The sequence below is a fragment of the Streptomyces sp. 35G-GA-8 genome (genome assembly GCF_023534745.1).
GTDB lineage: Bacteria > Actinomycetota > Actinomycetes > Streptomycetales > Streptomycetaceae > Streptomyces.
Genome location: NZ_JAMHJQ010000005.1, coordinates 160,095 through 186,207 on the forward strand (window position 1 = coordinate 160,095; position 26,113 = coordinate 186,207).

At 71.5% G+C, this 26,113-nt stretch carries 22 protein-coding genes; 12 read left to right on the plus strand and 10 right to left on the minus strand.

Annotated features, from left to right (window positions below):
* Nucleotides 1-65: 65 nt before the first annotated feature.
* A complete protein-coding gene (locus tag M1203_RS12735; protein ID WP_249949743.1) occupies nucleotides 66-2,162 on the minus strand; it encodes an acyltransferase family protein in 2,097 nt (698 codons plus the stop codon).
* Nucleotides 2,163-2,492: 330 nt separating this feature from the next.
* On the opposite strand from M1203_RS12735, the gene M1203_RS12740 reads away from it, so the two are divergent.
* Both M1203_RS12740 and M1203_RS12745 read left to right on the plus strand, forming a co-directional pair.
* Nucleotides 2,493-2,744, plus strand: a complete 252-nt coding sequence (locus M1203_RS12740) for a DUF6400 family protein (protein WP_249949744.1) — start codon at nucleotides 2,493-2,495, stop codon at nucleotides 2,742-2,744.
* Entirely contained in the window at nucleotides 2,728-2,973 is a 246-nt protein-coding gene (locus tag M1203_RS12745) for a hypothetical protein (RefSeq protein ID WP_249949745.1), read from the plus strand. Before M1203_RS12740 ends, M1203_RS12745 begins: the two co-directional genes overlap by 17 nt.
* Before the next feature lie 76 nt (nucleotides 2,974-3,049).
* Here the strand turns inward: M1203_RS12745 and M1203_RS12750 are convergent, their stop codons facing one another.
* Both M1203_RS12750 and M1203_RS12755 read right to left on the minus strand, forming a co-directional pair.
* Nucleotides 3,050-4,540: a carboxylesterase/lipase family protein gene (locus M1203_RS12750; RefSeq protein WP_249949746.1), complete on the minus strand. Its 1,491-nt coding sequence runs from the start codon at nucleotides 4,538-4,540 to the stop codon at nucleotides 3,050-3,052.
* 21 nt (nucleotides 4,541-4,561) lie between these two features.
* Nucleotides 4,562-5,476 (minus strand): MBL fold metallo-hydrolase, encoded by a 915-nt coding sequence (locus tag M1203_RS12755; RefSeq protein ID WP_249949747.1) that lies wholly within the window; start codon nucleotides 5,474-5,476, stop codon nucleotides 4,562-4,564.
* A 181-nt stretch (nucleotides 5,477-5,657) separates the two neighbouring features.
* Between M1203_RS12755 and M1203_RS12760 the strand changes: the two genes are divergently transcribed.
* Nucleotides 5,658-8,468: an AAA family ATPase gene (locus M1203_RS12760; protein ID WP_249949748.1), complete on the plus strand. Its 2,811-nt coding sequence runs from the start codon at nucleotides 5,658-5,660 to the stop codon at nucleotides 8,466-8,468.
* 38 nt (nucleotides 8,469-8,506) lie between these two features.
* Here the strand turns inward: M1203_RS12760 and M1203_RS12765 are convergent, their stop codons facing one another.
* The 4 genes from M1203_RS12765 to M1203_RS12780 form a co-directional block, all read right to left on the minus strand.
* Nucleotides 8,507-9,310: a carbohydrate ABC transporter permease gene (locus M1203_RS12765; RefSeq protein WP_249950025.1), complete on the minus strand. Its 804-nt coding sequence runs from the start codon at nucleotides 9,308-9,310 to the stop codon at nucleotides 8,507-8,509.
* An 81-nt stretch (nucleotides 9,311-9,391) separates the two neighbouring features.
* Nucleotides 9,392-10,342, minus strand: a complete 951-nt coding sequence (locus M1203_RS12770) for a carbohydrate ABC transporter permease (protein WP_249950026.1) — start codon at nucleotides 10,340-10,342, stop codon at nucleotides 9,392-9,394.
* Nucleotides 10,339-11,604 carry an ABC transporter substrate-binding protein gene (locus tag M1203_RS12775; RefSeq protein ID WP_249949749.1) on the minus strand — a complete coding sequence of 422 codons (1,266 nt, stop codon included), beginning with the start codon at nucleotides 11,602-11,604 and terminating at the stop codon, nucleotides 10,339-10,341. The genes M1203_RS12770 and M1203_RS12775 overlap by 4 nt, the downstream gene beginning before the upstream one ends.
* A 133-nt stretch (nucleotides 11,605-11,737) precedes the next feature.
* On the minus strand, nucleotides 11,738-12,727 hold the full coding sequence (locus tag M1203_RS12780) for a YafY family protein (protein ID WP_249949750.1): 990 nt from the start codon (nucleotides 12,725-12,727) through the stop codon (nucleotides 11,738-11,740).
* Nucleotides 12,728-12,839: 112 nt separating this feature from the next.
* Between M1203_RS12780 and M1203_RS12785 the strand changes: the two genes are divergently transcribed.
* From M1203_RS12785 to M1203_RS12805, 5 genes are all read left to right on the plus strand, one after another.
* Nucleotides 12,840-13,418 (plus strand): DinB family protein, encoded by a 579-nt coding sequence (locus M1203_RS12785; protein WP_249950027.1) that lies wholly within the window; start codon nucleotides 12,840-12,842, stop codon nucleotides 13,416-13,418.
* 235 nt (nucleotides 13,419-13,653) lie between these two features.
* A complete protein-coding gene (locus M1203_RS12790) occupies nucleotides 13,654-14,754 on the plus strand; it encodes a winged helix DNA-binding domain-containing protein (protein WP_249949751.1) in 1,101 nt (366 codons plus the stop codon).
* 89 nt (nucleotides 14,755-14,843) lie between these two features.
* Nucleotides 14,844-17,285, plus strand: coding sequence for a histidine kinase (locus tag M1203_RS12795; protein ID WP_249949752.1), 2,442 nt, complete (start codon nucleotides 14,844-14,846; stop codon nucleotides 17,283-17,285).
* Nucleotides 17,282-17,965, plus strand: coding sequence for a response regulator transcription factor (locus tag M1203_RS12800; RefSeq protein WP_249949753.1), 684 nt, complete (start codon nucleotides 17,282-17,284; stop codon nucleotides 17,963-17,965). Before M1203_RS12795 ends, M1203_RS12800 begins: the two co-directional genes overlap by 4 nt.
* Before the next feature lie 49 nt (nucleotides 17,966-18,014).
* A complete protein-coding gene (locus M1203_RS12805) occupies nucleotides 18,015-18,353 on the plus strand; it encodes an SCO4225 family membrane protein (protein WP_249949754.1) in 339 nt (112 codons plus the stop codon).
* A 12-nt stretch (nucleotides 18,354-18,365) separates the two neighbouring features.
* Here the strand turns inward: M1203_RS12805 and M1203_RS12810 are convergent, their stop codons facing one another.
* From M1203_RS12810 to M1203_RS12820, 3 genes are all read right to left on the minus strand, one after another.
* Nucleotides 18,366-19,811, minus strand: coding sequence for a glyceraldehyde-3-phosphate dehydrogenase (locus M1203_RS12810; protein WP_249949755.1), 1,446 nt, complete (start codon nucleotides 19,809-19,811; stop codon nucleotides 18,366-18,368).
* A gap of 117 nt (nucleotides 19,812-19,928) precedes the next feature.
* The gene (locus M1203_RS12815) at nucleotides 19,929-20,300 is read right to left on the minus strand and encodes a hypothetical protein (protein ID WP_249949756.1); all 372 of its coding nucleotides are present in this window, start codon (nucleotides 20,298-20,300) and stop codon (nucleotides 19,929-19,931) included.
* A 51-nt stretch (nucleotides 20,301-20,351) separates the two neighbouring features.
* On the minus strand, nucleotides 20,352-20,984 hold the full coding sequence (locus M1203_RS12820; RefSeq protein WP_249949757.1) for a TetR/AcrR family transcriptional regulator: 633 nt from the start codon (nucleotides 20,982-20,984) through the stop codon (nucleotides 20,352-20,354).
* Nucleotides 20,985-21,204: 220 nt separating this feature from the next.
* Between M1203_RS12820 and M1203_RS12825 the strand changes: the two genes are divergently transcribed.
* From M1203_RS12825 to M1203_RS12840, 4 genes are read left to right on the plus strand one after another with little or no spacing between them, the layout of a single operon-like run.
* Nucleotides 21,205-21,786 carry a 2Fe-2S iron-sulfur cluster-binding protein gene (locus tag M1203_RS12825; protein ID WP_249949758.1) on the plus strand — a complete coding sequence of 194 codons (582 nt, stop codon included), beginning with the start codon at nucleotides 21,205-21,207 and terminating at the stop codon, nucleotides 21,784-21,786.
* Nucleotides 21,783-22,775, plus strand: coding sequence for a xanthine dehydrogenase family protein subunit M (locus M1203_RS12830; protein ID WP_249949759.1), 993 nt, complete (start codon nucleotides 21,783-21,785; stop codon nucleotides 22,773-22,775). Before M1203_RS12825 ends, M1203_RS12830 begins: the two co-directional genes overlap by 4 nt.
* Entirely contained in the window at nucleotides 22,772-24,970 is a 2,199-nt protein-coding gene (locus M1203_RS12835; RefSeq protein WP_249949760.1) for a xanthine dehydrogenase family protein molybdopterin-binding subunit, read from the plus strand. The genes M1203_RS12830 and M1203_RS12835 overlap by 4 nt, the downstream gene beginning before the upstream one ends.
* Nucleotides 24,963-26,111 carry an XdhC/CoxI family protein gene (locus M1203_RS12840; protein ID WP_249949761.1) on the plus strand — a complete coding sequence of 383 codons (1,149 nt, stop codon included), beginning with the start codon at nucleotides 24,963-24,965 and terminating at the stop codon, nucleotides 26,109-26,111. Before M1203_RS12835 ends, M1203_RS12840 begins: the two co-directional genes overlap by 8 nt.
* Nucleotides 26,112-26,113 lie beyond the last annotated feature (2 nt).

Sequence of the window (26,113 nt, forward strand, 5' to 3'; positions counted from 1 at the left end):
CGAATGGTCGTGCACATGACACGAGTTCCCCTGCTCACTGCCCAGGGGGGATCGATACCAATCCGTCAATCGAGCGCCCGGGACAACCGGTCACCGAGCACCGGCGCGATGGCCTCGGCGTAGGTCTCGGCGACATGGCTTTCGTCGCGGTAGACGAGTGTGTCGTCCACAACGATCGGGCAGTCGCCGTTGGGCGCGCAGAACCAGGGCTCGGGGTCGATGACCGTTACCCCACTGGAGGCCGCCGCCGTACGACTGGCTTTTCTACGGATCGGATCCCGGAACGCCTTGGTCGTGTCGGTGGCACACATGGTCAGCCGCAGGGGGTACGACGCGGCGCAGTCGACCGCGTCGGCATCGGGCCAGGGGGTGTCGAGGACTTCGACCACCCGGGCGCCGGTTGCCGTGAGGCGCTGGAAGGTGGTGCGGTACCCGGCCGTCCATTCCTGAAGGGGATCAAGCCCGGTGTCGGCCAGGGTGCCCGCGTCGGAGGACGAGGCGATCACAAGGAAGGGACGCAACTCGCCGATCCTGGCGAGGGCGTTGTTCCGCCAGGTGTCACAGGACCGGTAGGGCTTGTGCTCGCTGACGGTGGTCACCGTCGCGATCTTGCACGACGCCTTGGTCAGCGAGACCAGCCGCCAGTGCTTGGTCCTGGCCAGCCGGTCCAGCGCCGGAAACCACTGGGCGGCGTGGGAGTCACCGAAGATCACCACGACCTTGTCGGAGTCCCGGTCGCCGAAGACGCATGGCCGAGCGCTCGTGCTGGTGTAGTTGGCATGGCAGCCGTCACGGTAGAGCGCCGACCGCTCGCCCTTGACCTCGCTGATTCCCGGCGTGAGGTTGCTCGGCAGGCGCGCGGGGGCGGTGCCCAGCAGCTCCGCCAGCCGCGCTTCGGCGTCCGGTGCGGCCCGCAGGGTGTTCTGGAGTACGGGCGCGGCCACGCCGGAGTCGATCGCGGGCGGAAAGGCCCCCGCGACCAGGACCAGCGACACGGCGCCCGCCGACAGGCCCGCGCCCATGCCCAGTGCCCTGCCCGGCCGACGGCGCAGAACAGGATGGAACCGCACCGGGTTCTCCACCAGACGGGACGTCGCCCACGCGGCCAGCAGGGCGACGGCCATCAGAGCGCCCAGCAGCGGAAGTTCCGGGCTCCTGCGCAGCGCTGTCGGCGCGATGACCAGCAGTGGCCAGTGCCACAAGTACCAGCCGTAGGACAGCCCGCCCACCCAGACCGCGGGCCGCAGCGCGAGCAGTCGTCCCGCGCCGAACCGGGTCGGGGCGTGGCCGCCGGCCAGTATCAGGGCGGTTCCGAACACCGGCAGCAGCGCGTGGTACCCCGGGAACGGAGTGTTCTCGTCGAAGGTGGACGCGGCGATCAGGACACAGGCGAGCCCGATCCAGGTCGCCGGAGCCGCGATCCGGGCCGGGAGCTTTTCCAGCCGGGTGGCGGCGAGGGCGAGGAGGGAGCCGGTCCCGAGCTCCCACACCCGGGTGTGCGGACCGAAGTACGCCCAGGACGGCGAGGACGCGGTGGTGAACAGGCTCAGGGCGAAGGAGATCACCGTCAGGACGGCCGTCGGCAGCACCAGCGCGTAGGCGTGGCGCCGTGCCGCCATCCAGCTGACCAGCAGAAGGAGCGGCCAGAGCAGATAGAACTGCTCCTCGACGGCGAGTGACCAGAAGTGCTGGAACGGCGAGGGCGGGCTGCTTTGGGAGAGGTAGTCGGTGCCGGTGAGGGCCAGCCGGATGTTGGCCGCGTAGAGGGAACTGCTGAGGGCGTCGCCCACGTAGTCGGCGAACCGGACCTTGGAGAGGTACAGCCACGATCCGGCGAGGGTGGCGAGCACGACCACGGTGGCGGCGGGCAGCAGACGCATCGCGCGGCGGGCGTAGAAGTCCCTGATGGACAGCCGGCCGGTCGAGGAGAGCTCGCGCAGCAGCATCGACGTGATCACGAATCCGGAGATCACGAAGAAGACGTCGACGCCGATGTAGCCACCGCTGAACCGCGTCACTCCGATGTGGGAGAGGATGACAAGAGCCACCGCCAGGGCGCGCAGCCCTTGGATGTCCGGCCGCAGGTGTGCGGCGCCCGGCTTTCCTGGTGTGACTCGGCGGGGCGGCTCTGTCGCATGAGGCGGCGGCGAAATCGTGGTCATGCCCGTTACTGACCGGTGCGCGCGAACCGTTCCGGTGAGACAGCTCACAGGACCGGCACGGTCCGAGGGCAGGTAGGTCGACAGGAAAGCTTCGGTGAAGCGGGCTTCTCGGGGTGTCCGCCGTGACGTACGTCACAGTGCCGCGCGCGAACGGGGTTCCCGGACCGGAGCCCGACACCGGCAACGGGCCACCCTCGTGGGCCGATCCGAGGGTGCGCCCGCGACGGGCACCACGGTGCGCGACCCCGGGGCAACTAAGGTCACCCTTCCCTGTCGCGGGATCGCCTGGTAAAGATGGCGGGGTTCCGTCGACACATTGGAAGTTTCGCAATGAATCAGGACAATGACATCGGCCTCATACCCTTCACGATCGATCTGACTTTCGAGGAAGCCCGACGACGGGCGGAGGTCGTGGCCGCGCTCGGGCCCGACTGGGACCCGGTGGCCGCGCTCCGAGGCGAGGACGAGGCGTACGCGCTCCTCTACTCGGGTCTCGACGCCGAGCAGCGGCGCACCTATGACCTGCTCGTGGCGGCAGGTGTCCTGCCGAGGGAGGAGCCCGGCGGTGCGGCTTCCCATTGACCCCCAGGCGGACATCGCCCGTCGCGCCTGGGTGGCCTGCCCCGCCTGCGACGATGCCCGGCACTGCGCGACCTGCGCCGACCGTCGCAACTGCGGGGAGCACTGGCGCTATCTGATCTCCAGCAGGGGACCGGTCGTCCACCTTCAGTGCCCGCGATGCACGCACATGTGGTCACTGAACACCCGGCCGGGCGTCACCTGCCGCGACGACAGCGCCCCCTCGGCCTGACCGAAGGCGCCCGCCCGGCCGAAGGCAGCCGCCCGACCGAGGGTCCGTCCGACCGAGGGTCCGTCCGGCCATGGGTTCAGCTCCATGCCCGTCGTTCCAGGCCGTGGGGGTCGTCGAGCTGGGTCCACTCGGCGTCGACGCGCATCGTGGCCCGGCGCCCGGTGTCGTACGGGTCCCAGCCGGGGTCGCCGGTCCTGGCGAACCGTACCCAGGTGTCGTGCACGCGGGCGGCGAGATCCGCCGGGGGCTCCTCGGGGCCGAGCAGGCCGCGCCGTCCGTGCAACCGGGGAAGACGCACGAGATCGAAGACGAACGGGAGTTCCACCGCGTGAGCGGCACCGAGCTCTCCGTCCAGGGCGTGGGAGCGCCACGCGAACTCGTAGCGGAAAGTACCGGATTCGGGGTGCGCGGCATGTGCGTCGGCCAGGGCCCGGCTGCCCGCGCCGAACAGCGCGTCGCCCATGATGGCGGAGCGCAGCTCGCCGAAGGACGCCCCGGGACGTGCCTTCCGGTACGTCTCGACGAGCCGCGCCGGATCCGCGTGTGAGCGGGCCGCCGCCGCGTCGACGTCCATGGCGGTCGAGGTGGAGTAATGGCCCATGGGGGCCAGATAGAGGTTCCCCTCCTCGGTGTTGGTCCCGATGAGCAGGTCGATGTCGGCGCCGAGGCCGGCGGCGACGGACGCGGCGGGCTGCGTGTCGAGGACCAGGCTGAAGGGGCTGAGCCCCGTCAGCGGATCACTGTGCGTCTCGGTCCGCAGGTCGATGCCCGCGAGCCGCGAGGCCGCCTCGACCAGCCGCTCGTCGGAGATCTCCGCGAAGGCGTCGGCATGGGGTTCGACGCGCAGGGCCTCGGCCGCCGCCCCGGTGACACGGGCGGCCTGTTCGGTGGTGAACGCTCCCAGGCCGCTGCCGCTCTGGACGATCGCCCGGTGGAAGAGGCCCGTGGCGTCGGGGGTGGCGAGGACGCCGCCGACGATGGTCGCCCCGGCCGACTGGCCGAAGAGGGTGACGTTGTGCGGATCACCGCCGAAGGCGGCGATGTTCTCCCGTACCCAGCGCAGCGCGGCGACGACATCGAGCAGACCGCGGTTGGCCGGCGCTCCGGGGACATCGAGGAACCCCGCTATGCCGAGCCGGTAGTTCAAGGTGACGAGGACGACGCCGTCGCGGGCGAAGGCGGAGCCGTCGTACACCGCGGACCGCGTCGATCCGGCGACGAATCCGCCGCCGTGCACGAACACCATGACGGGCAGGTCGCCCGCCACGGCCGCGGGCGTCCACACGTTGACGGTGAGGTAGTCCTCGCCGCGGCTCCAACCGGGGCCGAAGTAGGGGGACATGTCCACGCCGCCGAGGGTGCGCTCGGATTGCGGCGCGTTGGGTCCGGGCACGGTGGCGTCTCGTACGCCGTCCCAGGACGTGTGCCGCCCGGGCGGCGCGAATCGGGCGGCGCCGAGGGGAGGGGCGGCGTACGGAATGTTCAGGAAGGCGGTGGTGGCGCCCTGGCGCAGCCCCCGGACCGCCCCCTGGGCGGTGGTCACGACGGGGTCGGGGTGGTGGTTCACTGGCGTGCCTTTCCGTGGGCCTCAGCCCTGTTCGGTGTACGGGGCGAAGGGCGCCCAGCCCTTGATGGCGAACTTGCTTCCGTCACGCGCCACTTCCGCGGCGCCGTGACCGCCCAGGTGCGCCGGGATCAGGAGTGCGTTGTTGTCGGCCGCCCAGCCCAGGACCTTGCGGCGGGTGGCGCGAGCGCCCGCGGGGTCCTCGCAGAAGCAGCTGTTGGTGTCGGGTTCGAGGATCTGCACCGGGCTGTGCAGCAGGTCGCCGACGAACACCGCGCGATCCGACCCGGACGCGAGCGTCAGTACGCAGGAGCCGGGCGTGTGCCCGGGAGCCGCGTCCAGGCGCAGGCCGGCGTCGATCCGGTGGCTGTTCTCCCACAGCAGCGTCCGGCCGGCCCGGTGCACCGGGGCGACGCTGTCCTCGAAGACATTCTGGTTGCCACGGCCGAGCAACGGCTCATGACCGTTCTCGGGATTCCAGAAGTCGAAGTCGTCCTTCGAGATCAGATAGGTGGCATTGGGGAAGGTGGGAACCCAACTCCGGCCGTCCAGAAAGGTGTTCCAGCCGACGTGATCGACATGGAGATGCGTGTTGATCACGATGTCCACGTCCTCGGGTTCGACGCCGGCCCTGGCGAGATTGGCCAGGAAGCCGGTTTCCAGATGGCTCCAGACCGGCGCGTACGGGCGCTCCTTGTGATTGCCCACGCCCGTGTCGACGAGGATCGTCCTGCCCTCACTGCGCAGCAGCCAGGTCTGGATCGCGGAATTCACGACCTGGGTCCCGGAATCCAGGAAATGCGGGGTCAGCCAGGAGGCACCGTCGTCCCAGACTTCCTTCGGACTTTCCGGGAAGAAGGTGTCGGGGGTCATTTCCACGGGGCCGAAGTATTCCCGGACCCGGGTGACGGTGACATTGCCGAGCTCGATCTGCTCCACGGGGCGTCCTTGAGAATTCAGGGGATTTCCCGGAACCGTAAGGGCGCCGCCGACGCCGGCGGTATCCGTCATATGACTGCACCCGCGCGCACACGCTCCGGGCGCCCGCCCCGCCGCTTGTAGCCTGGGTGGGGCACGCTACGGCGGCTCCGAACGGGAGCCATGATTCCCGGAGATTTCTGTGGACGACGAGTACGCGGGGAATACCGGTGCGGCCGCGCGAGCGGAGCCGGACACGGGGACGCGGATCGTCGGCCGGGACGCGGAGCTGACTCGTCTCTTCCGTGCGGTGGACCCGGCGTCGGCCGACCGGCTTCTGGTGCTCGTGGGTGAGGTGGGTACGGGGAAGAGCGCGCTGCTGGACTCCGCGGCGCTCCGGGCCGGAGCGGGAGGCGCACGCGTACTGCGCGCCGACGGGAGCGAGTCGGAGTCGAACCTCGCGTTCTCCGCGCTGCATCAACTGCTGCGGCCGGTGCGGGCCGAGCGGGACGGGCTGCCCGAGCGGCAGCGTACGGCGCTGCGCGACGCCTTCGGCGAGGGGTCGGCCACGACGGCACCCGACCCGATGCTCATCGGGGTCGCCGTCCTGAGCCTGCTCTCCGCACTGGGCGACCGGGCCCCCGTGCTCGTGGTGGTGGACGACGCGCAGTGGTGTGACCGCGCCTCCCTCGACGCGCTGTCCTTCGCCGCCAGACGACTGCGGGATGAACGGGTCACGGTGCTGATCGGAGCGCGCGCCGGCGATCATCTCCCCGGATTCGACCGGCACGTACCGACGCTCGCCCTCGGACCGCTCGACAGCGCCGCGGCCAACCGGCTGCTGGACCGCCGGCCGGGGAGCCCCACCGGCCGGATCAGGACCCGGATCCTGGACCAGGCCGGCGGCAACCCGCTGGCACTGGCCGAGCTGACGCGGTCGGCCGCCGCACACGGCACGGCGGTGCGGCCGTCGGACGCGGGTCCGCTCCCGCTCACCGAGCACCTGGAGCGGATCTTCGCCGCCCGCCTGAGCGGTCTCCCCGCCGCCACCACACGGGCGCTGCTGCTCCTGGCCGCCATGGACAGCGTCGACTCCGCGATCGCCGTCTCCGCCGGGCTGCCGCCCGCCGAGGACGACGCATGGCCCCCGGCCGAGCGGGCCGGGCTGGTCCGGCGCACCGGTCGGGACGTACGCTTCCGCCACCCGCTGGTCCGGTCCGCCGTCTATCACGCCGAGTCCGGTGACGCGCGGCGCGAGGCTCACCTCGTACTCGCCGAGCTGCTGCGGGACGAACCCGACCGGCGTGCCTGGCATCTCGCCGCCGCCTCCCCCGGCCCGGACGCGGCCGTATCGGCGGAGCTGGAGCGGACCGCGGACCGGGCCCGCCGTCGCGGCGGCTACGCGGCGGCGGCCAAGGCCCTGCAACGCGCCGCCGAACTGGCACCCCGACGTGAGGACAGCGCCCGGCTGCTGGTCGAAGCCGCCGCGGCGGCCGTGTTCACCGGCGACCTCGCCTGGGTGGAGGAGCTGGCCGCCGCGGCACACGCGCGCACCGACGACGCGTCGCTGCTGGCCTCGGCGGCGGTGCAGGCCGGACGGCTGGCGGCGCTGACCGTGCGCCACTCCGTGGTCTTCTCCCGACTGGCCGACGCCGCAGAACGGTTGGCGCCCACGCGGCCCGCCGCCGCTCTGGACCTGCTGGCCACCGCCGCCGTGGTCCGCTACTACTCCGGAGAGGACACGGGGCGCGGGCGCATCCAGGCTCTCCTGCGGCGCCTTCCCGAGAACGCCGCACACGCCTGGTCGCGCGCCTGGGTGAGAGCCGTCACGGATCCCTTCGACGACCGAGCCGAACTCGTCTCCCTGCTCCCCGGGTTGGCGGCCGAGGCGGAGCGCCGTCCCGGCCGGCTCACCAGCCTCGCGATCATGGCGTGGCTCCTGGACGAGACGCCGAGGGCCGTCCGCGCCGCCGAGGCGGCCTTCGACCGCTGGGAGTCGCGCGGACCGCTGCCGGAGGGTCTGGGCGGGGCGGTCGCCTGGGCCTATGTGGAGCGAGGAAAGTGGGGACAGGCCCGCGAGGTCTGCGCCCGCACCACCGCGGTCGGTTCGACAAGCGGCCTCGACCATGCCGTGGCGTGTGCGGCCTCCGCGGACGCCACCGTACTGGCCTTCCAGGGCGACGTGTCGGCGGCCCGGTCGCGAGCCGCCGACGCGTTCGCCCTGATCGATCCGCTGGAGAGCCGTTCGGTGTCCGTCCGCGCCCGTCGCGCGCTCGGCGCCGCGGCGATCGCGGCAGGCGACCACGAGACCGCGTACGACCAACTGCGCATGGTCTTCACGGCGGATGGCGCACCCGTGCACTACCACGCGTCCTACCCGGCCCTCGCCGATCTGGCCGCCGCCGCGGTGCGCGCCGGCCACCGCGAGGAGGCGGCGGCGATCGTCGAGCGTTCCGCACAGGCGCTCGGGGACAACGCCTCCCCTCGTCTGCGCGCGCTGATCAACCGCGCGCGTGGGCTGCTCGCGGACCCCCAGGACGCCGAGCCGCACTTCCGCGCGGCCCTGGCGGACCCGGTTCTGGAGCGCTGGCCCTTCGAACGCGCCCAGACCCTGCTGGACCTCGCCGAGTGGCTGCGGCGCCGGCGGCGCGTCACGGAGGCGCGAGCGCCGCTGACGGAGGCCCTGGAAACCTTCCGTCGCCTGGGGGCGCGCCCCTGGATGGAGCGCGCGCGGGCCGAATCGCGTGCCGCGGGCCTCGACATCACGGACTCGGTCCCCGGGGCGCTGGCCGAACTCTCGCCGCAGCAGCGGCAGATCATCGGGCTCGCCGCCCGTGGGCTGACCAACCGCGAGATCGGTGAGAGGCTGTTCCTCTCCCCGCGCACGGTCGGCTCGCACCTCTACCGCAGCTTCCCCAAACTGGGTATCACCGCCCGCTCCCAGCTGCGTGACCTCGTCGAGGGCCCTCCCCGGATCGCGGGCCCTCTCCCGACGGCCGGATGCCTGGAATGACGGCTTCCCCGGGTCGGTGACTTCCGCTGCCTCCGGCGTCAGTCATCGATACCGGAGCGCTCCGCGCCCGCGACGATATGGCGTTGCAGCACGAGGAAGACCACCAGGAGGGGCAGGATCGACACGGCGGCGGCGATGAAGAGCTCGTGGAGGTTGACGGTCTGGGCCGTGGTGAACGTGGCGAGTGCGACCTGGACGGTCCAGGCGTCGCGGTCCTGGCCGATCACCAGCGGCCACAGAAAGGAGTTCCAGGAGCCGATGAAGACGATCGCGCCGACGGCGGCGAAGACCGGCCGTGTGTTGGGCACGACGATCCGCCAGAACGTACGCCAGTGGCCGAGCCCGTCCACCCTGGCGGCGTCCTCCAGCTCACGGGGGAAGCCGAGGAAGTACTGGCGGAAGAGGAAGACCGCCAAGGCGCTGAAGAGAGTCGGGATGATCAGTCCCCGCAGGGTGGAGATCCAGCCGAGCGCGGAGACCAGGACGAAGCTCGGGACGAAGGTGACGGCCGACGGGACCATGAGGGTGACCAGGAACGCGTAGAAGACGTGGTTCGCGTAGGGGTATTCGATACGGGCCAGGCCGTACCCGGCGAGCGAGGCGAGCACCAGCGTGCCGACGGTGGTGAGAACGGCGATCACGGCCGAGTTCCACAGGGCGCGCGACATGGGCACACTGCTGTCGTCGAACAGCTCCCGGAGGTTCCCCCAGTGCAGGCTGTCCGGGAAGAACGTCCACTCGGGCCCGGTGATGTCCGCCTCGGTGGCCAGTCCATTGCGCAGCAGCAGGTAGAACGGGACGAGGAAGAGCCCGGCGAGCGCGATGAGCGGGATGAGCCGCAGTCCGCGGGCGAACCGCCGGCGGGCGAGGGCCCGGCTCGTCGAGTACGCCGCCGGTCGGCTCGTGGGGTGTCGTCGCACGGGTCAGTCCTCCCGGCGTCCGAGGCCGGACCAGCGCGCCTGCGTCACCGTCACGGCGGCGATGATCAGTGCCAGGATCACGGCGCCCGCGCTGCCGAGTCCCAGGTTCTGCCCTTGGCCCAGCGCGGCGTAGTACAGGTAGACCAGGGGCGGTCTGGCGTACGGCGGGTAACCGCTCGCCGTGGACAGCAGGTTGTAGAACTCGTCGAAGGCCTGGAAGGCGTTGACCACCAGGAGCAGGACGACGGCGACGGAGGTCGCGCGCAGTTGCGGGAACGTGATGTGCCGGAAGACCTGCCAGCCGGGGCGGGCGCCGTCGACCGCGGCGGCCTCGTAGAGCGTGGGTGGGATGCGCTGGAGCCCGGCCAGCAGGATCACCATGGAGAAGCCGGACTGGAGCCACAGTCGGGCGGTCACGATGACCAGCCAGTACCAGGGCGGTCGGGTGGTCGAGAGCCAGGCGATGCCGGAGCCGTCGAACCAGCCGAGCACCGTGTTCGCCAGCCCGTACCGCACCCCGTTGAAGATCGAGAGTTTCCAGATGATCGCGGCGGCGACGTAGGAGCATGCGGTCGGCAGGAAGAAGACGGACCGGAAGAACGCCTGGGCGAAGCGCAGCCGGTGCACCATCAGCGCGAGCGCGAGGGAGAGGGCGTACGTCGCCGGGACGATGAAGAGGGAGAAGACGGCGAAGGTGGTGAGGCTGGAGATGAAGGAGGGGTCACCGAGGATCTCGGTGTAGTTGTCCAAGCCCACGAACTCGGTCGGCGTCACCGTGTTGTGGGCGTCGAAGAAGCTCAGCCACACGCTCCATACCAGGGGTACGTAGGTGAAGAAGGCGAGCCCGGCGGCGAAGGGGCCGACGAAGACCCAGAACCATACCCAGCGGTTCTGGGGTCCGCGCAGCCGCCGCCCAAGTGACGTGCCGCTGCGGTGAGTTGCCGGGGCGACTATGACCGTACCCGCTTCAACTCGGCCCTGGTCGTGGCGATGACCGGTCTGAGCTGTGCGGCCGGGTCGGCGCCGTCGACGATGATCCGGCTCAGCGCGTCCTGGAAGGCGGTCAGGCTCCGGTCGGTCCACAGCAGAGGCTCCGCGTATCCGTAGTCGGTCGTGAACCGAACGGCGTCGGCCGCGGGGCCCTCGGCGAGTGCGGCCGCCTTCTTCGCCAGCGAGAGCCGGGCGGGGATGTGGAAGCCGTAGGAGAGCGCGAAGTCCTGCTGATAGTCGGTGCGTTCGACCCACAGCCACTTCACGTAGTCCTTCGCCGCGTCGATATGGCGGCTGTGCGCGTGGACGGCCGCGCCATAGGCGCCGACCGGGACCGACGGCCTGCCCTGGGGGCCGTCCTCGGGGAAGGGCAGGACGCCGAAGTCGTCGCCGAGCGCCTGCTGGATCCGCGGCAGGGCCCACAGTCCCGTCCACTGCATGGCGGTCAGCCCCTGGACGAACGCGGACGGGTCGGACCAGTCGGTGGGAGCGCCGAGCAGGAGGGAGCCGTCGGCGTGGAACCGGTGCAGTTTGCCCAGGGTCCGGGCGGCCAGCGGGTCGTCGAAGCCGACTTCTCCGTCGGAGGTGACCGGTTCCAGGCCGGCGGCGCGCAGCGGGGTGGCACCGAGGACACCGGCGCCGCCGTCGTTGCCGAGGAAGAGGCCCTTGACGTGCTTCGTCGTCAACGCCTTCGCGGCGTCGATCAGTTCGTCAAGGGTGCGAGGCGGCCGGACACCGGCCTTGTCCAGCAGGCTCTTGCGGTAGTGGAGCGCCTGCGTGTCGATGACCTGCGGGATGCCGTAGACCTTGCCCTGATACGTCTTGGGGGCGAGCACCGCGGGATGGAAGTCGTCCCGGACGCCCGTCAGCAGACCGGTCAGATCGGCGACCTGTCCTCCCCGGATCTGATCGAGGGTCGGCCGGCCCTCGAAGACGTCCGGCGCGCTCTTGGTCAGCAGTGCCGCGGCCGTCTGCTGGTCGTAATTCCCGGGCCGCCACTGGACGTTGACCCGCGCCCTCCGGTACGCGGACGCGTAGCGCCGCACCGCCTGTTCGGTGCCGGCCTCGCCGTATTGGTGATACCAGTGATCGAGCGCCGGACCACCGCCCGCTCCCCCGCCCCGGCCGGTGTTGGAGCCGCAGGCGGCGGTCAGCGCCAGGGCACCGGAGACGGACAGCAACCGCCGGCGGCTGACATGGGTGGTGGAGGATCTTGACTGGCGCATGGTTCATCAGTGTGTGGCGCCGATGTCCGAGAACGGTATCGCTCGCGCGTGAAACCACCCGGATGAGTCCGGGGACACCGCGGTGCCGACGGCTGCCGCCTGGAAGGCGAGGGCGTCCGCCCGGCACACGGTCTCAGGTCGCGGCGTCGGCGTAGCGGCGGGCCAGACGCGCGAAGGCGTCCTTGAGCTCGGCGGGGCCGACGACCTCGATGTCGGCGTCGAACCTGCCGATGGTGGCGGCCAGGCCGGCCCATGACCATGAGCCCAGCACGAGCCGGCAGCGGTCCTGGCCGAGTTCCTCGACGACGCCGTCGGCGGTGTAGGGAGCCACGGCCGCGGCAGGCAGGGCGAGGATCACCTCGCCGCGGCAGGGCCAGTGGCCCGAGCCGTCTGAGCCCCGGAATCTGGCGGTCACGAAGGCCGCCACGCTGCCTCCGGGCAGTTCACGCGGGGTGAAGCGGGGCCCCGTGGGGGTACGCGGGGTGATCCGGTCCACGCGGAAGGTGCGCCAGTCCTCGCGGTCGAGGTCCCACGCGACGAGGTACCAGCGCCCTCCCCAGGTGACGAGGTGATGGGGTTGCACCCGGCGCGTCGCGGGTTCGCGGCGGTCGTCCTCGGTGGTTCCCGGAGGGGCCGCGGGGGTGTAGTCGAAGCGCAGCACCTCGCGGGCGTGGACGGCGGCGCTGAGCGTCATCAGCACACCGCTGTCGACCTGCGGGGTGTCCCGGCCCGCGGGCCGCTCGACGGCGGTGACCCGGAGGGTGTCGATGCGATGGCGCAGCCGGGCGGGCATGACCTGCCGGACGGTGTTCAGCGCGCGTACCGCGGCCTCCTCGATGCCGGCACCGGCGGTCGTGGCGATCTGGAGTGCGACGGCGAGGGCGACGGCCTGCTCGTCGTCGAACAGCAACGGGGGCAGCTCCGTGCCGGCGTCGAGCCGGTAGCCACCGTCGGGCCCCTTGAACGCCACGATGGGATAGCCGAGTTCGCGCAGGCGGTCGACATCGCGGCGTACGGTGCGGGGGCTGATCTCCAGCCGCTCGGCCAGCAGCGCCCCGGGCCAGTCCCGGCGCGCCTGGAGCAGCGAGAGCAGGGCGAGCAGTCGCGCTGAGGTTTTCGGCATGACTCCATATTGCCCCGAGAGGCGGACACATCCTGTCCGCTTCTCCTGCGACTGTTGTCTCGTGCGAGACAACGAGAACAGCACCGAGAACCACCGGAAGGACCTGATCATCGTGACCCCCACGACCACACCCGGCTCCCTCGTCGACGCCGAGCGGACCGACCTGCTCGCCGCCCTCGCGACCGCGCGATCCGCCCTGATCAACACGGTGCGCGGGCTCAGCGACGAACAGGCCGGCGAGCGCCCCACGGTCAGCGAGCTGTGCCTGGGCGGGCTGATCAAGCATGTCGCGTCCATGGAGGAGGGCTGGGCGCGCTTCGCGGTCGAGGGCCCGTCGGCGATGCGCTACGACCTGCCCGACGGTGTCAGTTGGGGCGATATCGCGGCCGGCACCGCACGCGAGTTCCCGCAGTGGGCGATCGACCACCGGAACGACTTCCGGATGCTGCCCGGCGAGACGCTGGCCGGGATCATCGCGCGGTACGAGGAGGTCGCCGCCCGGACCGAGGAGATCGCCACCACCGTGCCCGACCTGTCAACGACGCACCCGCTGGCCGAGGCGCCCTGGAACGAGCCGGGAGCCGTGCTCAGTGTGCGCGGGGTGCTGATGCACCTCATCGCCGAGACCGCCCAGCACGCCGGGCACGCGGACATCCTGCGCGAGACGCTCGACGGCCGGAAGTCGACCTGACCCGCGACGGATTCCGGCCGGGACCGGGCGGCGGCCATCCGCCCGCCGTCCGGTCCCGGCCTCAAGGTGTGGACGAAACAGGTACGAACATGTACGAACGCGAAGGGAACGGCGTCACCGTGAGAATGCGCGAACCGGGGCGGACCGGTATTCAGGTCGCCCCCTCCCGTCTGGTCGGCCCGATGGTCGGACAGGCCGGTAATACCGGCCGGCAGCGCGCCGCGGACGTGGTCCGATGACCGTTCTCGACACCCGGGCGCTCAACCGCGCGACGCTGGCCCGGCAGCTGCTGCTCGATCGCGCCGACGTACCGGTCCTCGACGCCGTCGCGCACCTCGGCGGTCTGCAAGCGCAGGAACCCCAGGAACCGTTCGTCGGGCTCTGGTCACGGTTGCGTGCGTTCGACCCGTCGGTGCTGTCGGATCTGCTGACCGGGCGGCGTGTGGTGCGGACCCATCTCATGCGCCGCACCGTCCATCTCGTCACCGCCGACGACGCCCTGGCCTGGCGCGCCCGCCACGACACCATGCTGCGCCAGCGGGTGCTGGGGACCTACCGTCGCGAGCTCGACGGGATAGACCTCGGCGAGCTGTCCGCGGCGGGCCGGGCGGTCATGGCCGACGGCGAGCCCCGCTCGATGACCGAGCTCGCGCGAGCGCTCGCCGACCGCTGGCCGACGCCGGGGACGCGGCCACTGGGCGAGATGCTGATCGCGGCCCTCGTCCCGGTGGCGCAGCTGCCGCCGCGCGGGCTCTGGCGGACCAAGGGAGGGGTGCGCAATGTGCTGCTCGCGTCCTGGCTGGGTCGCGAGATCGATCCGCCGTCCCCGGACGGCTCCGATCCTGTGGGCCAGGCGCTGGTACGGCGCTACCTGGCCGCGTTCGGCCCGGCGGCCTCGGCCGACCTGCGCGCCTGGTGCGGCCTCACCGGACTGCCGGCCGCGGTCGCCGCGGTACGCGAGGAGCTGGTGACCTTCCGTGACGAGCGGGGCCGGGAGCTGCTCGACCTCCCCGACGCGCCGCGCCCCGACCCCGACACCCCCGCCCCGGTGCGGTTCCTGCCGGCGTTCGACAACGCGATCCTCGGCTACCACGACCGCGGCCGGATCATCGACGACGCCCACCGCGGCCTGTCCGTCACCGGCGCCCGCGTTGTCCTGGTCGACGGCCGGGTGGCCGCGACCTGGACCGTCGCGGCCGGCACGGTGGTGGTCACCCCGCTGCGCCCGTTCCGCCCGGCCGACCGCACCGCCGTGGCCGAAGAGGGGCGGGAGTTGGCCTCGTTCCTTTCCGACCACGACAGCGACCGCGTACAGATCGCCGACGCTCCCCGCTGACGGGGCCGTCTCTATCTCTGGTTGGAGGGCGTGATCGTCCTGAGGCCCGATGCCCACGGTGCGCGGGTGACCGTAGCGTGAGGCCCATCATGGAACGAACTGACCACCGGTTTCTCCCGGTCCTGCTGCTCGGCGCCCAGGCCGCCGTGTGGCCGGGGTACGCGCTGTCGCGTGGTGCGACCCCGACGGCCGCGCACCTCCTCGCGGCCGCCCTGGTGGGCGGTCCGGTGGCCGTCGCGCTCACGGTGCGCCGTACCCGCCCGGTACCCGTCCTCATCCTGGTCGCCGCCGCCTGTGCGGTCGGCGCGGGACCGCTGCCCGTGGGCGCGGTGGCTGTGCTCGGTACCGCTGGTGTGGCGCTGGCCCTGTGCACGGTGGCCACTGAGCGGGACACCTTCACGGCGCTGCTGTGCGTGGCGACGCTCGCGGCCTGGCAGCTCGTACACGGCCTCAGCCTGCACGGGCTCGGCGGCGGCCAGGGCCTCGACCTCGTCCTCACCACGCTGCTCTACGCGACCGCCACCGGTACGGGGCTGTTCCTGCGGCGGGTACGGGCGGCTCGGCAGGCCGCCGAACGGCGTCTGCACCGGGCGGAGGACGAGCGGCACCGGCTTCCGGCGGCGGAACGACGCCGGATGGAAAGGGAGTTGCACGACGTCAGCGCGCACCATCTGACGGCGGTGGTCGTGACGGTCGAGGCGGCGCTCGGGCTGCGCGAGCGCCGGCCCGAGCTGGCCGATCAGGCGGTGCGGTTCGCCGCCGAGACCGGCCGTGAGGTGACCCGCGCGCTGAGCGCGGTGCGGGCCCCGACGCCCACACCGGAAGACCTTCCGGCGCCGGAGGAGCGGCTGCGCGAACTCGTGGCCGGTTTCCGTGCCCTCGGGCAGCCGGTGGCCTATGAGACCGAGGCGCTTCCGGACGGCTCTGTCGGCGACGCCGCGTACGGCATTGTCCGCGAGGCGCTGACCAATGCGGTTCGCCACGCCTCCGGCGCGCCCACCACCGTGCGCTGCGCCTACGGCGACACCCACACGGACATCGTGGTGCGCAACGCTCCGCCGGACACGTCCGGCACCACTCCACCGCGCGGCGAAGGGCTCGGGGGCGGGAACGGCCAGAACTTCCTGCGCGGCCGGGCACGGGAGGTGGGCGGCACGCTCACCAGCGGGCCGACACCGGACGGAGGGTGGGAGGTGCACGCGGTCCTGCCGGGGCGGAACGCGGCAGCGTCGGCCCCGTCCGTTCCACGCGCCTACCGCTTCGCTCAGCTCATCGCCGCCGCGGGGTTGTGCCTCCAGCCGCTGCTGCCGCTCCTGGTCGTTCGGGAGAGCGCGACGCCTGCCGGCCCGGGGGTCTCCGCCGGCGCGCTCTTCGCGCTGCTCGCCACGGCGCAGGTGCTCACACTGCTGTGGTTGCGGCAGGCTCCACGGACCGCGCTGGGTGTGCTGCTGGTCCTCGCCGGACTCTGGCCGGTGGCGATGTCCGTCAGCGGGTACACGGGGCCGGTGCTTCTGCCGCCGGGTCTGAGCGCGCTCGCCACCTGCGTGGCGCTCGCCATGATGGCGGCCGGTGCCTCCGGGTCCGGCCTCTCCCCCGCCGGGCGCACCCGTGCGCGGCCCGCCGCGCGCCGGCCCGATCCGAACGGGACGGTGACAGTGCCTCGCCGCGCCGGAAACGTGGCCGTGCCTCGTCGGGCCGAGCCTCGCCGGTCCGTACCTCGCCGGGCCGTACCGGTGGTGGCCGCCGCCGTGCACGCGGTCGCGGTGATCGCCGCCGTACTGGCCCGTGGTGTCACCTCTCCCGTCTGGGCGGTCGCCGGGGCCGCGATCGCCATGGCCGCGTCGGCGACCGTCCTCGCCCGGTCCATCGGCGCCTGGTACGGGAAGCGCCGACGAGCCGTCCGCGACACGGACCAGGGCCGTCTCGCGGCCTGGACGGAGGAGGCGGTCCGGGACGCCTGGGCCGAGCGCCGCCGCATCACCATCGGGCTGGAGACCACCGTGCTGGCACGCACGGCCGAAGTGGTCGAGGAGGCGGAGGCGGGCCGGCTCGCGCAGACCGCGGAACGGGCCCGCGCCGCCTTGGCCGCCATGCGGTCCCTGCTCGAAACGGTCCGTGCCGGGGAGCAGCACGCCGAACTCCGGCCGCAGCCCACGCTCCAGGCCCTCGACCTGCTCGTCGGCCAGTGCCGGGCCACCGGGCGCCAGGTGGAGGTGCGACTCTCCGACCGCGTGCCCGAGCGGCTGCCCCCGGAGGTGGACATCGCCGCCTACCGGGCCGCCGAGACCATTCTCCAGGCGGGCGGCGACGAACCCGCGGAACTCGTCCTCGACGCCGCCGACCACGAACTGACCCTGACCGCGACCGGTGTGTCCCACGCCACCCGCCTCGCGGCACACCGACAGCTGGTGACACGGGCCGCCGCCCTCGGGGGCACCCTCACCGTCGAACGACCGGACACGGTCCTGTTGCGTCTGCCCCTGAGCACCGTCCCGAGTGACGGGGCCACACCCCGGAAGGAAGCCCCATGACCCTCACCGTGTTGGTGGTCGACGACCAGACAGTCGTCAGGGCGGGCTTCGCGGCCGTCATCGACGCCGAGCCGGACATGACCGTCGTCGGTGAGGCAGGCGACGGCGCCGCCGCGGTGAGCCTCGCCGAACAGCTCGCGCCGGACGTGATCGTCATGGACGTACGGATGCCCGGACTCGACGGCATCACCGCCACCCGGATCATCACCGGGCGCGACAATCCGCCGCGCGTCCTCGTACTGACCACGTTCGACCTCGACGCGTATGTCTTCGAAACGCTGCGCGCCGGTGCGTCCGGTTTTCTCCTCAAGGACGTACAGGCGGCCGAACTGCTGCACGGCATCCGGGTCGTGGCCGGTGGGGAGAGCGTCCTCGCCCCGTCCGCCACCCGCCGGCTCATCGGCCACTACGCCGCCGAACGGCCCGCCGGGCCGATGGCCGGGAAGACGGCGGCGAGCCTGGACCGGCTGACCGCACGAGAGCGCTTCGTCCTCACCCTGGTCGCCTCCGGACTGAACAACGCGGAGATCGCGGCCGAACTCGACATCACCGTCGGGACCGTCAAGTCCCATGTGAACGCGTTGCTGCGCAAACTCGGGGTACGCGACCGAGTACAGGCGACCATCCTCGCGTACGACCTGGGTCTCGCCCGTGTGACCCCACCCGGCACACACAGGTGACGCCCACCGGCCGTCCGCAACCTCCCACCATCGACAGCACGTTGAGGCCATGAGCAGCGCACACGAGGAGAACACCGTCATGACCGACTCCGACTCCGAGTCGACGCACCCGGTCCCGCGCATCGTGCGCCAGGCGCTCGGCAGCGTTCTCGCCCGCGTCTACCTCGCCGTATGCGCGGTCCTGAGCGTCTGGGCCGTTGTGGTGAGTCTCGGCGACAACCCCGACGCTTCGTTCGCCGGGGTGGTGCCGCTGATCGCCACCGCTCCGGTCAGTCTGATCGTGATCGTACTGCCGGACCACACCTCCATGATCTTCATCGCGATCGGTCTCGGCGCCCTGGTGAACGCCGTGGTCATCGGCTGGTGCGCCCGCGCGCTGCGGCGGTGAGAGCCCTCGGGATCAGACAGCCGGGGCCGGGTAGGTCGGGTACTCCACCCCGGATACGTGCTGGACGACACGGATGACCTGGCAGGAGTAGCCGAACTCGTTGTCGTACCAGAGGTAGAGGATCGCGTTGTCGCCGTCGACCTTGGTGGCACCGGCGTCGACGATCGAGGCATGGCGCGAGCCGATGAAGTCGCTGGAGACCGCGTCGGGGGCGCTGATGAAGTCGATCTGACGCTTGAGCGGAGAGCTCAGCGACACGTTGCGCAGATAGTCGAGGACTTCCTCGCGGTTGGTCTCGCGTGCGAGTCGCAGGCTGAGGATCGCGATGGAGACGTCCGGCACCGGGACGCGGATGGAGCTGCCGGTGATCCGTGCGTCGAGGTCCGGCAGCGCCTTGGCGACCGCGGAGGCGGCGCCCGTCTCGGTGATGACCATATTGAGAGGCGCCGACCGGCCGCGGCGGTCGGACTGATGGTAATTGTCCAGCAGGTTCTGGTCGTTGGTGAACGAGTGGACGGTCTCCACGTGACCGCGCAGGACGCCGTATTCGTCCGCCATCGCCTTCAGCGGCGGGACGATCGCGTTGGTGGTGCAGGACGCGCAGGACAGGATCCGCTCATCCGACGAGATCGCGTCGTGGTTGACGCCATGGACGACGTTGGGGACATCGCCCTTGCCGGGTGCGGTCAGCACGACCTTGTCGATGCCCGGGCGGAGATGCTTCGACAGACCCTCGCGGTCGCGCCACCTGCCGGTGTTGTCGATGAGGATGGCGTCCTTGATGCCGTACGCCGTGTAGTCCACCGACGTCGGGTCGTCGGAGTAGATCACCCGGATCTCGTTGCCGTTGGCGATGATCTTGTTGTTGGCCTCGTCGACCGTGATCGTGCCCTGGAACTGGCCGTGGACGGAGTCACGGCGCAGCAGCGAGGCGCGCTTGACGAGGTCCTGGCCGGCTCCCCTGCGTACGACGATGGCGCGCAGCCGCAGGCCGTTGCCGGAGCCGGTCTTCTCGATGAGCAGACGGGCGAGAAGGCGGCCGATGCGGCCGAAACCGTAGAGGACGACATCGCGCGGCGCGCGGCACTCGATCTTGTTGTCACCCGTCGCGCCCGCGACGGCCTCGGCGGTGAACTCCTCCTCCGAGAGACCACGGTCGTCGGCCTGGTACGTCGCGGCGAGCATGCCGATGTCGATCTGCGAGGGGCCGAGATCGAGTGTGGTGAGAGCGCGCAGGAACGGGAGCGTCTGCGTGACCGAAAGTTCCTCGCCGTCGATCTGCCGGGCGAACCGGTGGGTCTTGAGGATGCTGACCACCGACTTGTTCACCAGGGAGCGGCTGTGGAGGAGGACTGTGATGTCCCGCTCCCGGTGCAGCTTCCCGATGATCGGGATCATCGCCTCCGCGATCTCCTCGCGGTGCTTCCAGTTGGTGAACGATTCCTCAGCGACAGTCACAGATCTTATCTTTCGAGCTAGGCGGCGCTCATATGGTAACCCGTCGATGTATTGATCATTGATCGGTGCCGATATCGACCGCTTCCGGACGCCCTCCCCGGGCCTCAACTCCGGTCGTCAGATGCCGGGTCCGTAACCGGGGTCCGGCTGCCGGCGGGGGGTCCACCACTCGGTGAGGCCCCACACCCCGAGCGCGAGCGCGGCCACGGCCACGAGCGCGGCGACCCAGGGACGGCGCACCCATCTCGTGGTCAGCGCCCAGGCGATGAGCGGAACCAGAGCGCCCCCGAGCACGATCAGCGGCAGATCGACGAAGAGGACACTCAAGTCACGGGCGTGGCCCTCGAATCCACCGTCGATACTGAAGGCGGCCCGCGGCGCCCACACGAGCGCCGCGGTCGTCGCGCCGAGGCCGGCGAGGATGCATCCGGCGGCGACCCGGGTCTCCGGGTCGATACGAGTGATACCTGACGTGGTTCTTTCGCTCATGCCCCCGACAGACGCGACGGCGCGGCGCGTGGTTCCGACGGGGCCCCGGACCTACCGCCCCCGATGGGGCCCGTCCGCTCCGGACGCGCCCGCCCGCAGTCCGTCCATCACGAGGTCCAGGAGTCGCGTCGCGCGCGGCTGCCAATCACTGTGCGGGTCGAGCTGCCAGAGCCCGGCGATGGCGAGCACGAAGTCGTCGGGGGTCAGCCCCGGGCGGATCGTGCCGGCCTCCTCGTTCGCGCGCAGCAGCAGCGTGACCGCCCGGGTCACCGGGCCGTGCCCCAGCTGAGCCAGGCCGCCGTGGTCACTGGTGGCCTTGCGCAGCGCGGCGGCCAGGCCCGCCTTGGCCATCGCGTACTGGGCCAGGCGATCCATCCACTCCCGCAGGGCCCGGTCGGGCGCGCGGGTCCGCAGGAGCTGGGCGGCGGTGTCGGCGACCTGCTGCATCTCGTAGCGGTAGACCTCCAGGACAAGGGCCTCGCGGTTGGGGAAGTTGCGGTAGAACGTCCCCTGCCCGACGCACGCCTTCTTCGCGATCGTGCTCAGCGGGGCGTCCGCGGCGCGCGTCAGCTCGACCAGCGCGACTTCCAGAATGCGCCGGCGGTTGCGTTGCGCGTCCGAACGCAGTGCCGCCTCTTCCCGCGCCCGTCCCTCTTCCGGCCGCACTTGTCCTCCTTCCGGCATCAAGCCAGGTCTTCCGGGGCTCCCGGAACAACGATCAAGCCGACCTTGCTAACCGGACAGCTGTCCGTTAGGTTCGATGAGTAACGGACAGTTGTCCGCTTAGATTCACCATAGCGGCACCTTCGGCCAGTGTGGCCGACCCATGCCCCTCCCTCCCGGACCGTCCACCGGGATCGTCTCGTTCGACGACGCGTATCAGCAATGCGAAAGAAGGCTGATCATGGCCCCATCGACGTCCAGCGCCATCACTCTGAACATCAATGGCGAAAAGTACACGCTGCCCGTCGACCATCGCACCACTCTTCTCGACGCCCTGCGTGAGCATCTTGAACTGACCGGCACCAAGAAGGGATGCGATCAGGGCCAATGCGGCGCCTGTACGGTGCTGCTCGACGGACGCCGGGCGGTTTCCTGCCTCCAGCTCGCGGTCGCGGCCGAGGGGCGCGCGATCACCACCATCGAGGGCGTGGCCGACGGTGAGCGGCTGCACCCGGTGCAGCAGGCCTTCCTCGACCTCGACGGCTATCAGTGCGGTTACTGCACACCGGGGCAGATCTGTTCGGCGCTGGCGGTGATCGAGGAGCACGCGGCGGGCTGGCCGAGCGCCGTGACGGACGACATCCGGCCCGAAGCGGGAGTGCCCGCGCTCACCGCCGAGGAGATACGCGAGCGGATGAGCGGCAATCTGTGCCGCTGTGGCGCCTACGTGTCGATCGTGCGGGCGGTCGCGCGGGCGGCGGAGGAGGCCGCCGAGGCCGACGCGGCAGCGGTCGGGACCGAGGTCAAGGAGGCGGCGGCATGAGGGAATTCGGTTACGAGCGTGCCGTCGACGTCTCCGGCGCGGTCGCCCTGCTCGGCGCCGCTCCCGAGGCCCGCTTCCTCGGCGGCGGCACCAACCTCATCGACCTGATGAAGTCCGGTGTGGAAAGGCCCGCGCTGCTCATCGACGTACGCGAACTCCCCCTCGACGGAATCGAGTTCACACAGGACGGCGGAGTGCGCATCGGCGCGACCGTCACCAACAGCGATCTCGCGGCCCACCCCGACGTACGGCGTCACTACCCGGCGTTGGCACAGGCCGTCCTGGCCGGTGCCTCGGGACAGCTGCGCAACATGGCCACGGTCGGCGGGAATCTGCTCCAGCGGACCCGCTGCGGCTACTTCACCGACCTCAGCAAACCGTGCAACAAGCGTGCTCCGGGCAGCGGTTGCCCCGCCCTCGCGGGTGAGCACCACAATCACGCGATCCTCGGCGCCTCCGAGCACTGCGTCGCCACCCATCCCTCGGACATGGCCGTCGCGCTCACCGCCTTCGACGCCGTCATAGCGTACGAAACGGCGGACGGGCCGGGAGAGTTGCCGATCGCCGAGTTCTATTCGCCCGTGGGCGACACCCCGCACATCGAGACCGCCCTCCCCTCCGGCGCGCTGATCACCGGCGTCACGCTGCCGCCTGCCCCGGTCGCCGCCGACTCGCGCTACCGGAAGGTGCGCGAGCGCGCCTCGTACGCGTTCGCGATCGGCTCGATCGCCGCCGCGCTCGACGTCCGGGACGGTGTCGTACGGGAAGTGCGCCTGGCGTTCGGGGCGGTCGCGTCCCGGCCGTGGCGGGCCCGTACGGCCGAGCGGGCGCTGATCGGCGGCCCGGCGAGCGCGGAGGCGTTCGCCGCCGCCGCGGATGCCGAGCTGGAGGCCGCCGAGGCGCTTCCCGAGAACGGATACAAGGTGACGTTGACGCGCAACCTCGTGGTGGCCGTGCTGACCGAACTCTCCGAGGGGGCGACCCGATGACCCCGCCGACCACGCCGATCACACCGACGGCACCGACCACGAGTGCCGGTATCTCCGCCGTGACGGGAGCCGTGGGCTCCGCCCACACCCGGGTGGAGGGCCATGACAAGGTCACCGGGGCGGCCCGCTACTCCGGTGAGATCCCCTTCGCCGAACTCGCCCATGGCTGGCTGGTGTTGTCGACCGTGGCCCGTGGCCGTATCCGCTCCGTCGAGGACTCCCCCGTCCTGGCGATGCCCGGCGTCCTCACCGTGCTGCACCACGGGAACGCGCCGCGCGTCGACACCGACTACATGGGCCTGTTCGGGCGGCCGAACCCGGTCCTCGCGCTCTTCCAGCACGACCGTGTCCCCTTCGTGGGATGGCCGGTGGCGTTGGTCGTGGCCGAGACGTCCGAGCAGGCCAGGGAGGCCGCCGAGGCACTGGTGGTGCGCTACGACGAGGAGCCGCACGACGTCGCGTTCTTCGCCGGACGTTCCGATGTGTACACGCCGGACGACAACCCGCTGGTCCAGGCCGAGACGGAGAAGGGGGACATGGACGCCCAACTCGGCGCGTCCGCTGTCGTCGTGGACGAGGAGTACACCACTCCCGAGGAGCACCACAACCCCATGGAGCCGCACGCGGCGACGGCTCGCTGGGACGGCGGCCGGCTCGACGTCGTCGACTCCAACCAGGGCAGTACCTGGGTGGCGACCGAGCTGGCATATCTCTTCTCGCTCGATCCGGCCTCCGTACGGGTGCGGTCCGAACACGTCGGCGGCGGCTTCGGATCGAAGGGGCTCACCCCGCACCAAGTGGCCGCGGTGATGGCCACGACCCTCCTCCATCGCCCGGTCCGTGTCGTACTGACCCGCCGTCAGCTGTTCTCGCTGGTCGGCTTCCGCAGTCCCACGGCGCAGCGGATGAGGCTCGGCGCCGACGCCGACGGCCGGCTGCGGGCGTTCGACCACCAGGCACTGAGCCTTACGTCGACCGTGCACGAGTTCATCGAGTCGAGCGCGGTGCTGGGACGCGTGATGTACGACGCCGACGCGCATCGCACGCTGCACCGGCTCGTACGGCTCGACGTGCCGACCCCGTCCTGGATGCGCGCACCGGGCGAGGCGCCGGGCTCCTTCGCCCTCGAATCCGCCCTGGACGAACTGGCCGAGAAGTGCGGCCTGGACCCGATCGCGCTGCGTGCGCGCAACGAGCCGGAGACGGGTCCCGTGTCCGGGCTGCCGTTCAGCAGCCGCAATGTGCTCGCCTGCTTCGAGGAGGGCGCCCGCAGATTCGGCTGGGCGGACCGCGATCCGCGTCCCGGTCTGCGCCGTGAGGGGCGCTGGCTGCTCGGGACCGGAACCGCGGCGGCCACCTATCCCTCGGGAGCCCGCCCGTCGACGGCGGCCGTGACCGCGGAGGCGGACGGCACCTTCACCGTACGGATCAACGCGACGGACATCGGCACCGGGGCGCGGACCGCGATCGCCTTGGTCGCCGCCGACGCGCTGACGGTGGATCCGGACCGTATCCGGGTGCGCCTCGCGGACAGCGATCTCGGCCCGGCCATGATCGCCGGCGGTTCGATGGGCACGCGCTCCTGGGCCTGGGCGGTGACGATCGCGGCGGACGAACTGCGGGAGCGGCTGGCCCTGGGCGGCGGCATTCCGCCGGAGGGGATCACCGCCCGCTCGAACACGGCCGAGGCCATCGGCGCCCTCGCGAAGAAGGAACGGCACTCCTTCGGGGCGCAGTTCGCCGAGGTCGCGGTGGACGTGACCACCGGTGAGGTGCGCGTACGGCGGCTGCTGGGCATCTACGCCGCGGGCACCATCGTCAACCCGCTCACGGCCCGCGGCCAGCTCATCGGCGGAATGACCTGGGGGCTGTCCATGGCTCTGCACGAGGAGGCGGTCAGGGACCAGGCCTCCGGCGGTCATGTCGGTGCCGACCTCGCCGGTTATCACTTCGCCGCACACGCCGACGTGCCGTTCATCGAGGCGGACTGGGTGGACGACCCCGTCCCGGGCGACCCGATCGGGATCAAGGGCATCGGCGAGATCGGCGTCGTGGGCGTCGCCGCCGCCATCGCCAACGCGGTGTGGCACGCGACCGGCGTACGCCACCGGCACCTGCCGATCCGTCCGGACCGGGTCCTGCGTGCGGCGGATGAGGCCCGGCGCCGGACGGCGGAGGGAGCCCGTAGTGCTTGACATGGCTGAGGAGTTGAACCGCTGGTTCGAGGAGGGCCGGGACTTCGCCGTCGCCACCGTCGTGTCCGTCGGGGGCAGCGCGCCGCGCGATCCAGGCGCCGCCCTGGCGGTCGACGGTCAGGGGACCGCCATCGGTTCCGTCTCCGGCGGTTGCGTGGAAGGGGCGGTGTACGACCTGTGCGTCCAGGCGCTCCAGGACGGCCGCACCGTACGCGAACGGTTCGGATACGGCGACGAGGACGCCTTCGCCGTGGGACTCACCTGCGGCGGCGTCATCGAGGTCCTGGTCACGCCGGTGCGCGCGGACGCACCGGTGTTCCGGGCCGCGGTGTCGGCCGCGCACCGAGGAGAGGCGGCGGCACTGGCCCGGGTGGCCCGGGGGCCGGGTGAACTCCTCGGCAGGGCGCTGCTCGTCCATCCCGACGGGTCGTACGAGGGAAGCCTCGACGGACATCCGGAACTGGACCGGACGGCGGCGGCGGAGGCCCGCGCGATGCTGGACTCCGGCCGCACCGGCACCGTCGAGATCGCGGAGGACGGATCGCGCTGCCCGGGCGGCGTGGCACTGTTCGTCGAGTCGAGGGTGCCACCGCCCCGGATGATCGTCTTCGGGGCCGTGGACTTCGCGACGGCGCTCGTCCGGGCGGGCAAGTTCCTCGGCTACCACGTGACCGTGTGCGACGCCCGGCCGGTCTTCGCCACCCGTGTCCGCTTCCCCGAGGCCGACGAGATCGTGGTCGACTGGCCGCACCGCTACCTCCGGCGCACCGCGACCGACGAACGAACCGTCCTGTGCGTGCTCACTCATGACGCCAAGTTCGACGTTCCCCTGTTGGAGACGGCCCTGCGGCTGCCGGTCGCGTTCGTCGGCGCGATGGGGTCGCGCCGCACCCATGAGGACCGCAACCGGCGTCTGCGCGAAGTCGGCGTCGGCGAAGGCGAGTTGGCGCGTCTGCGCTCACCGATCGGTCTCGACCTCGGCGCTCGTACCCCCGAGGAGACCGCGCTGTCCATCGCGGCCGAGATCGTCGCGGCGCGGCGGGGCGGGACAGGGGTTCCGCTGACCGGTTCGGGGACGCCCATTCACCGTGACGTGGAGGGTCGGGAGGCGGGCGGGATCCGCTCCCGAACCGCGGCCTGAAC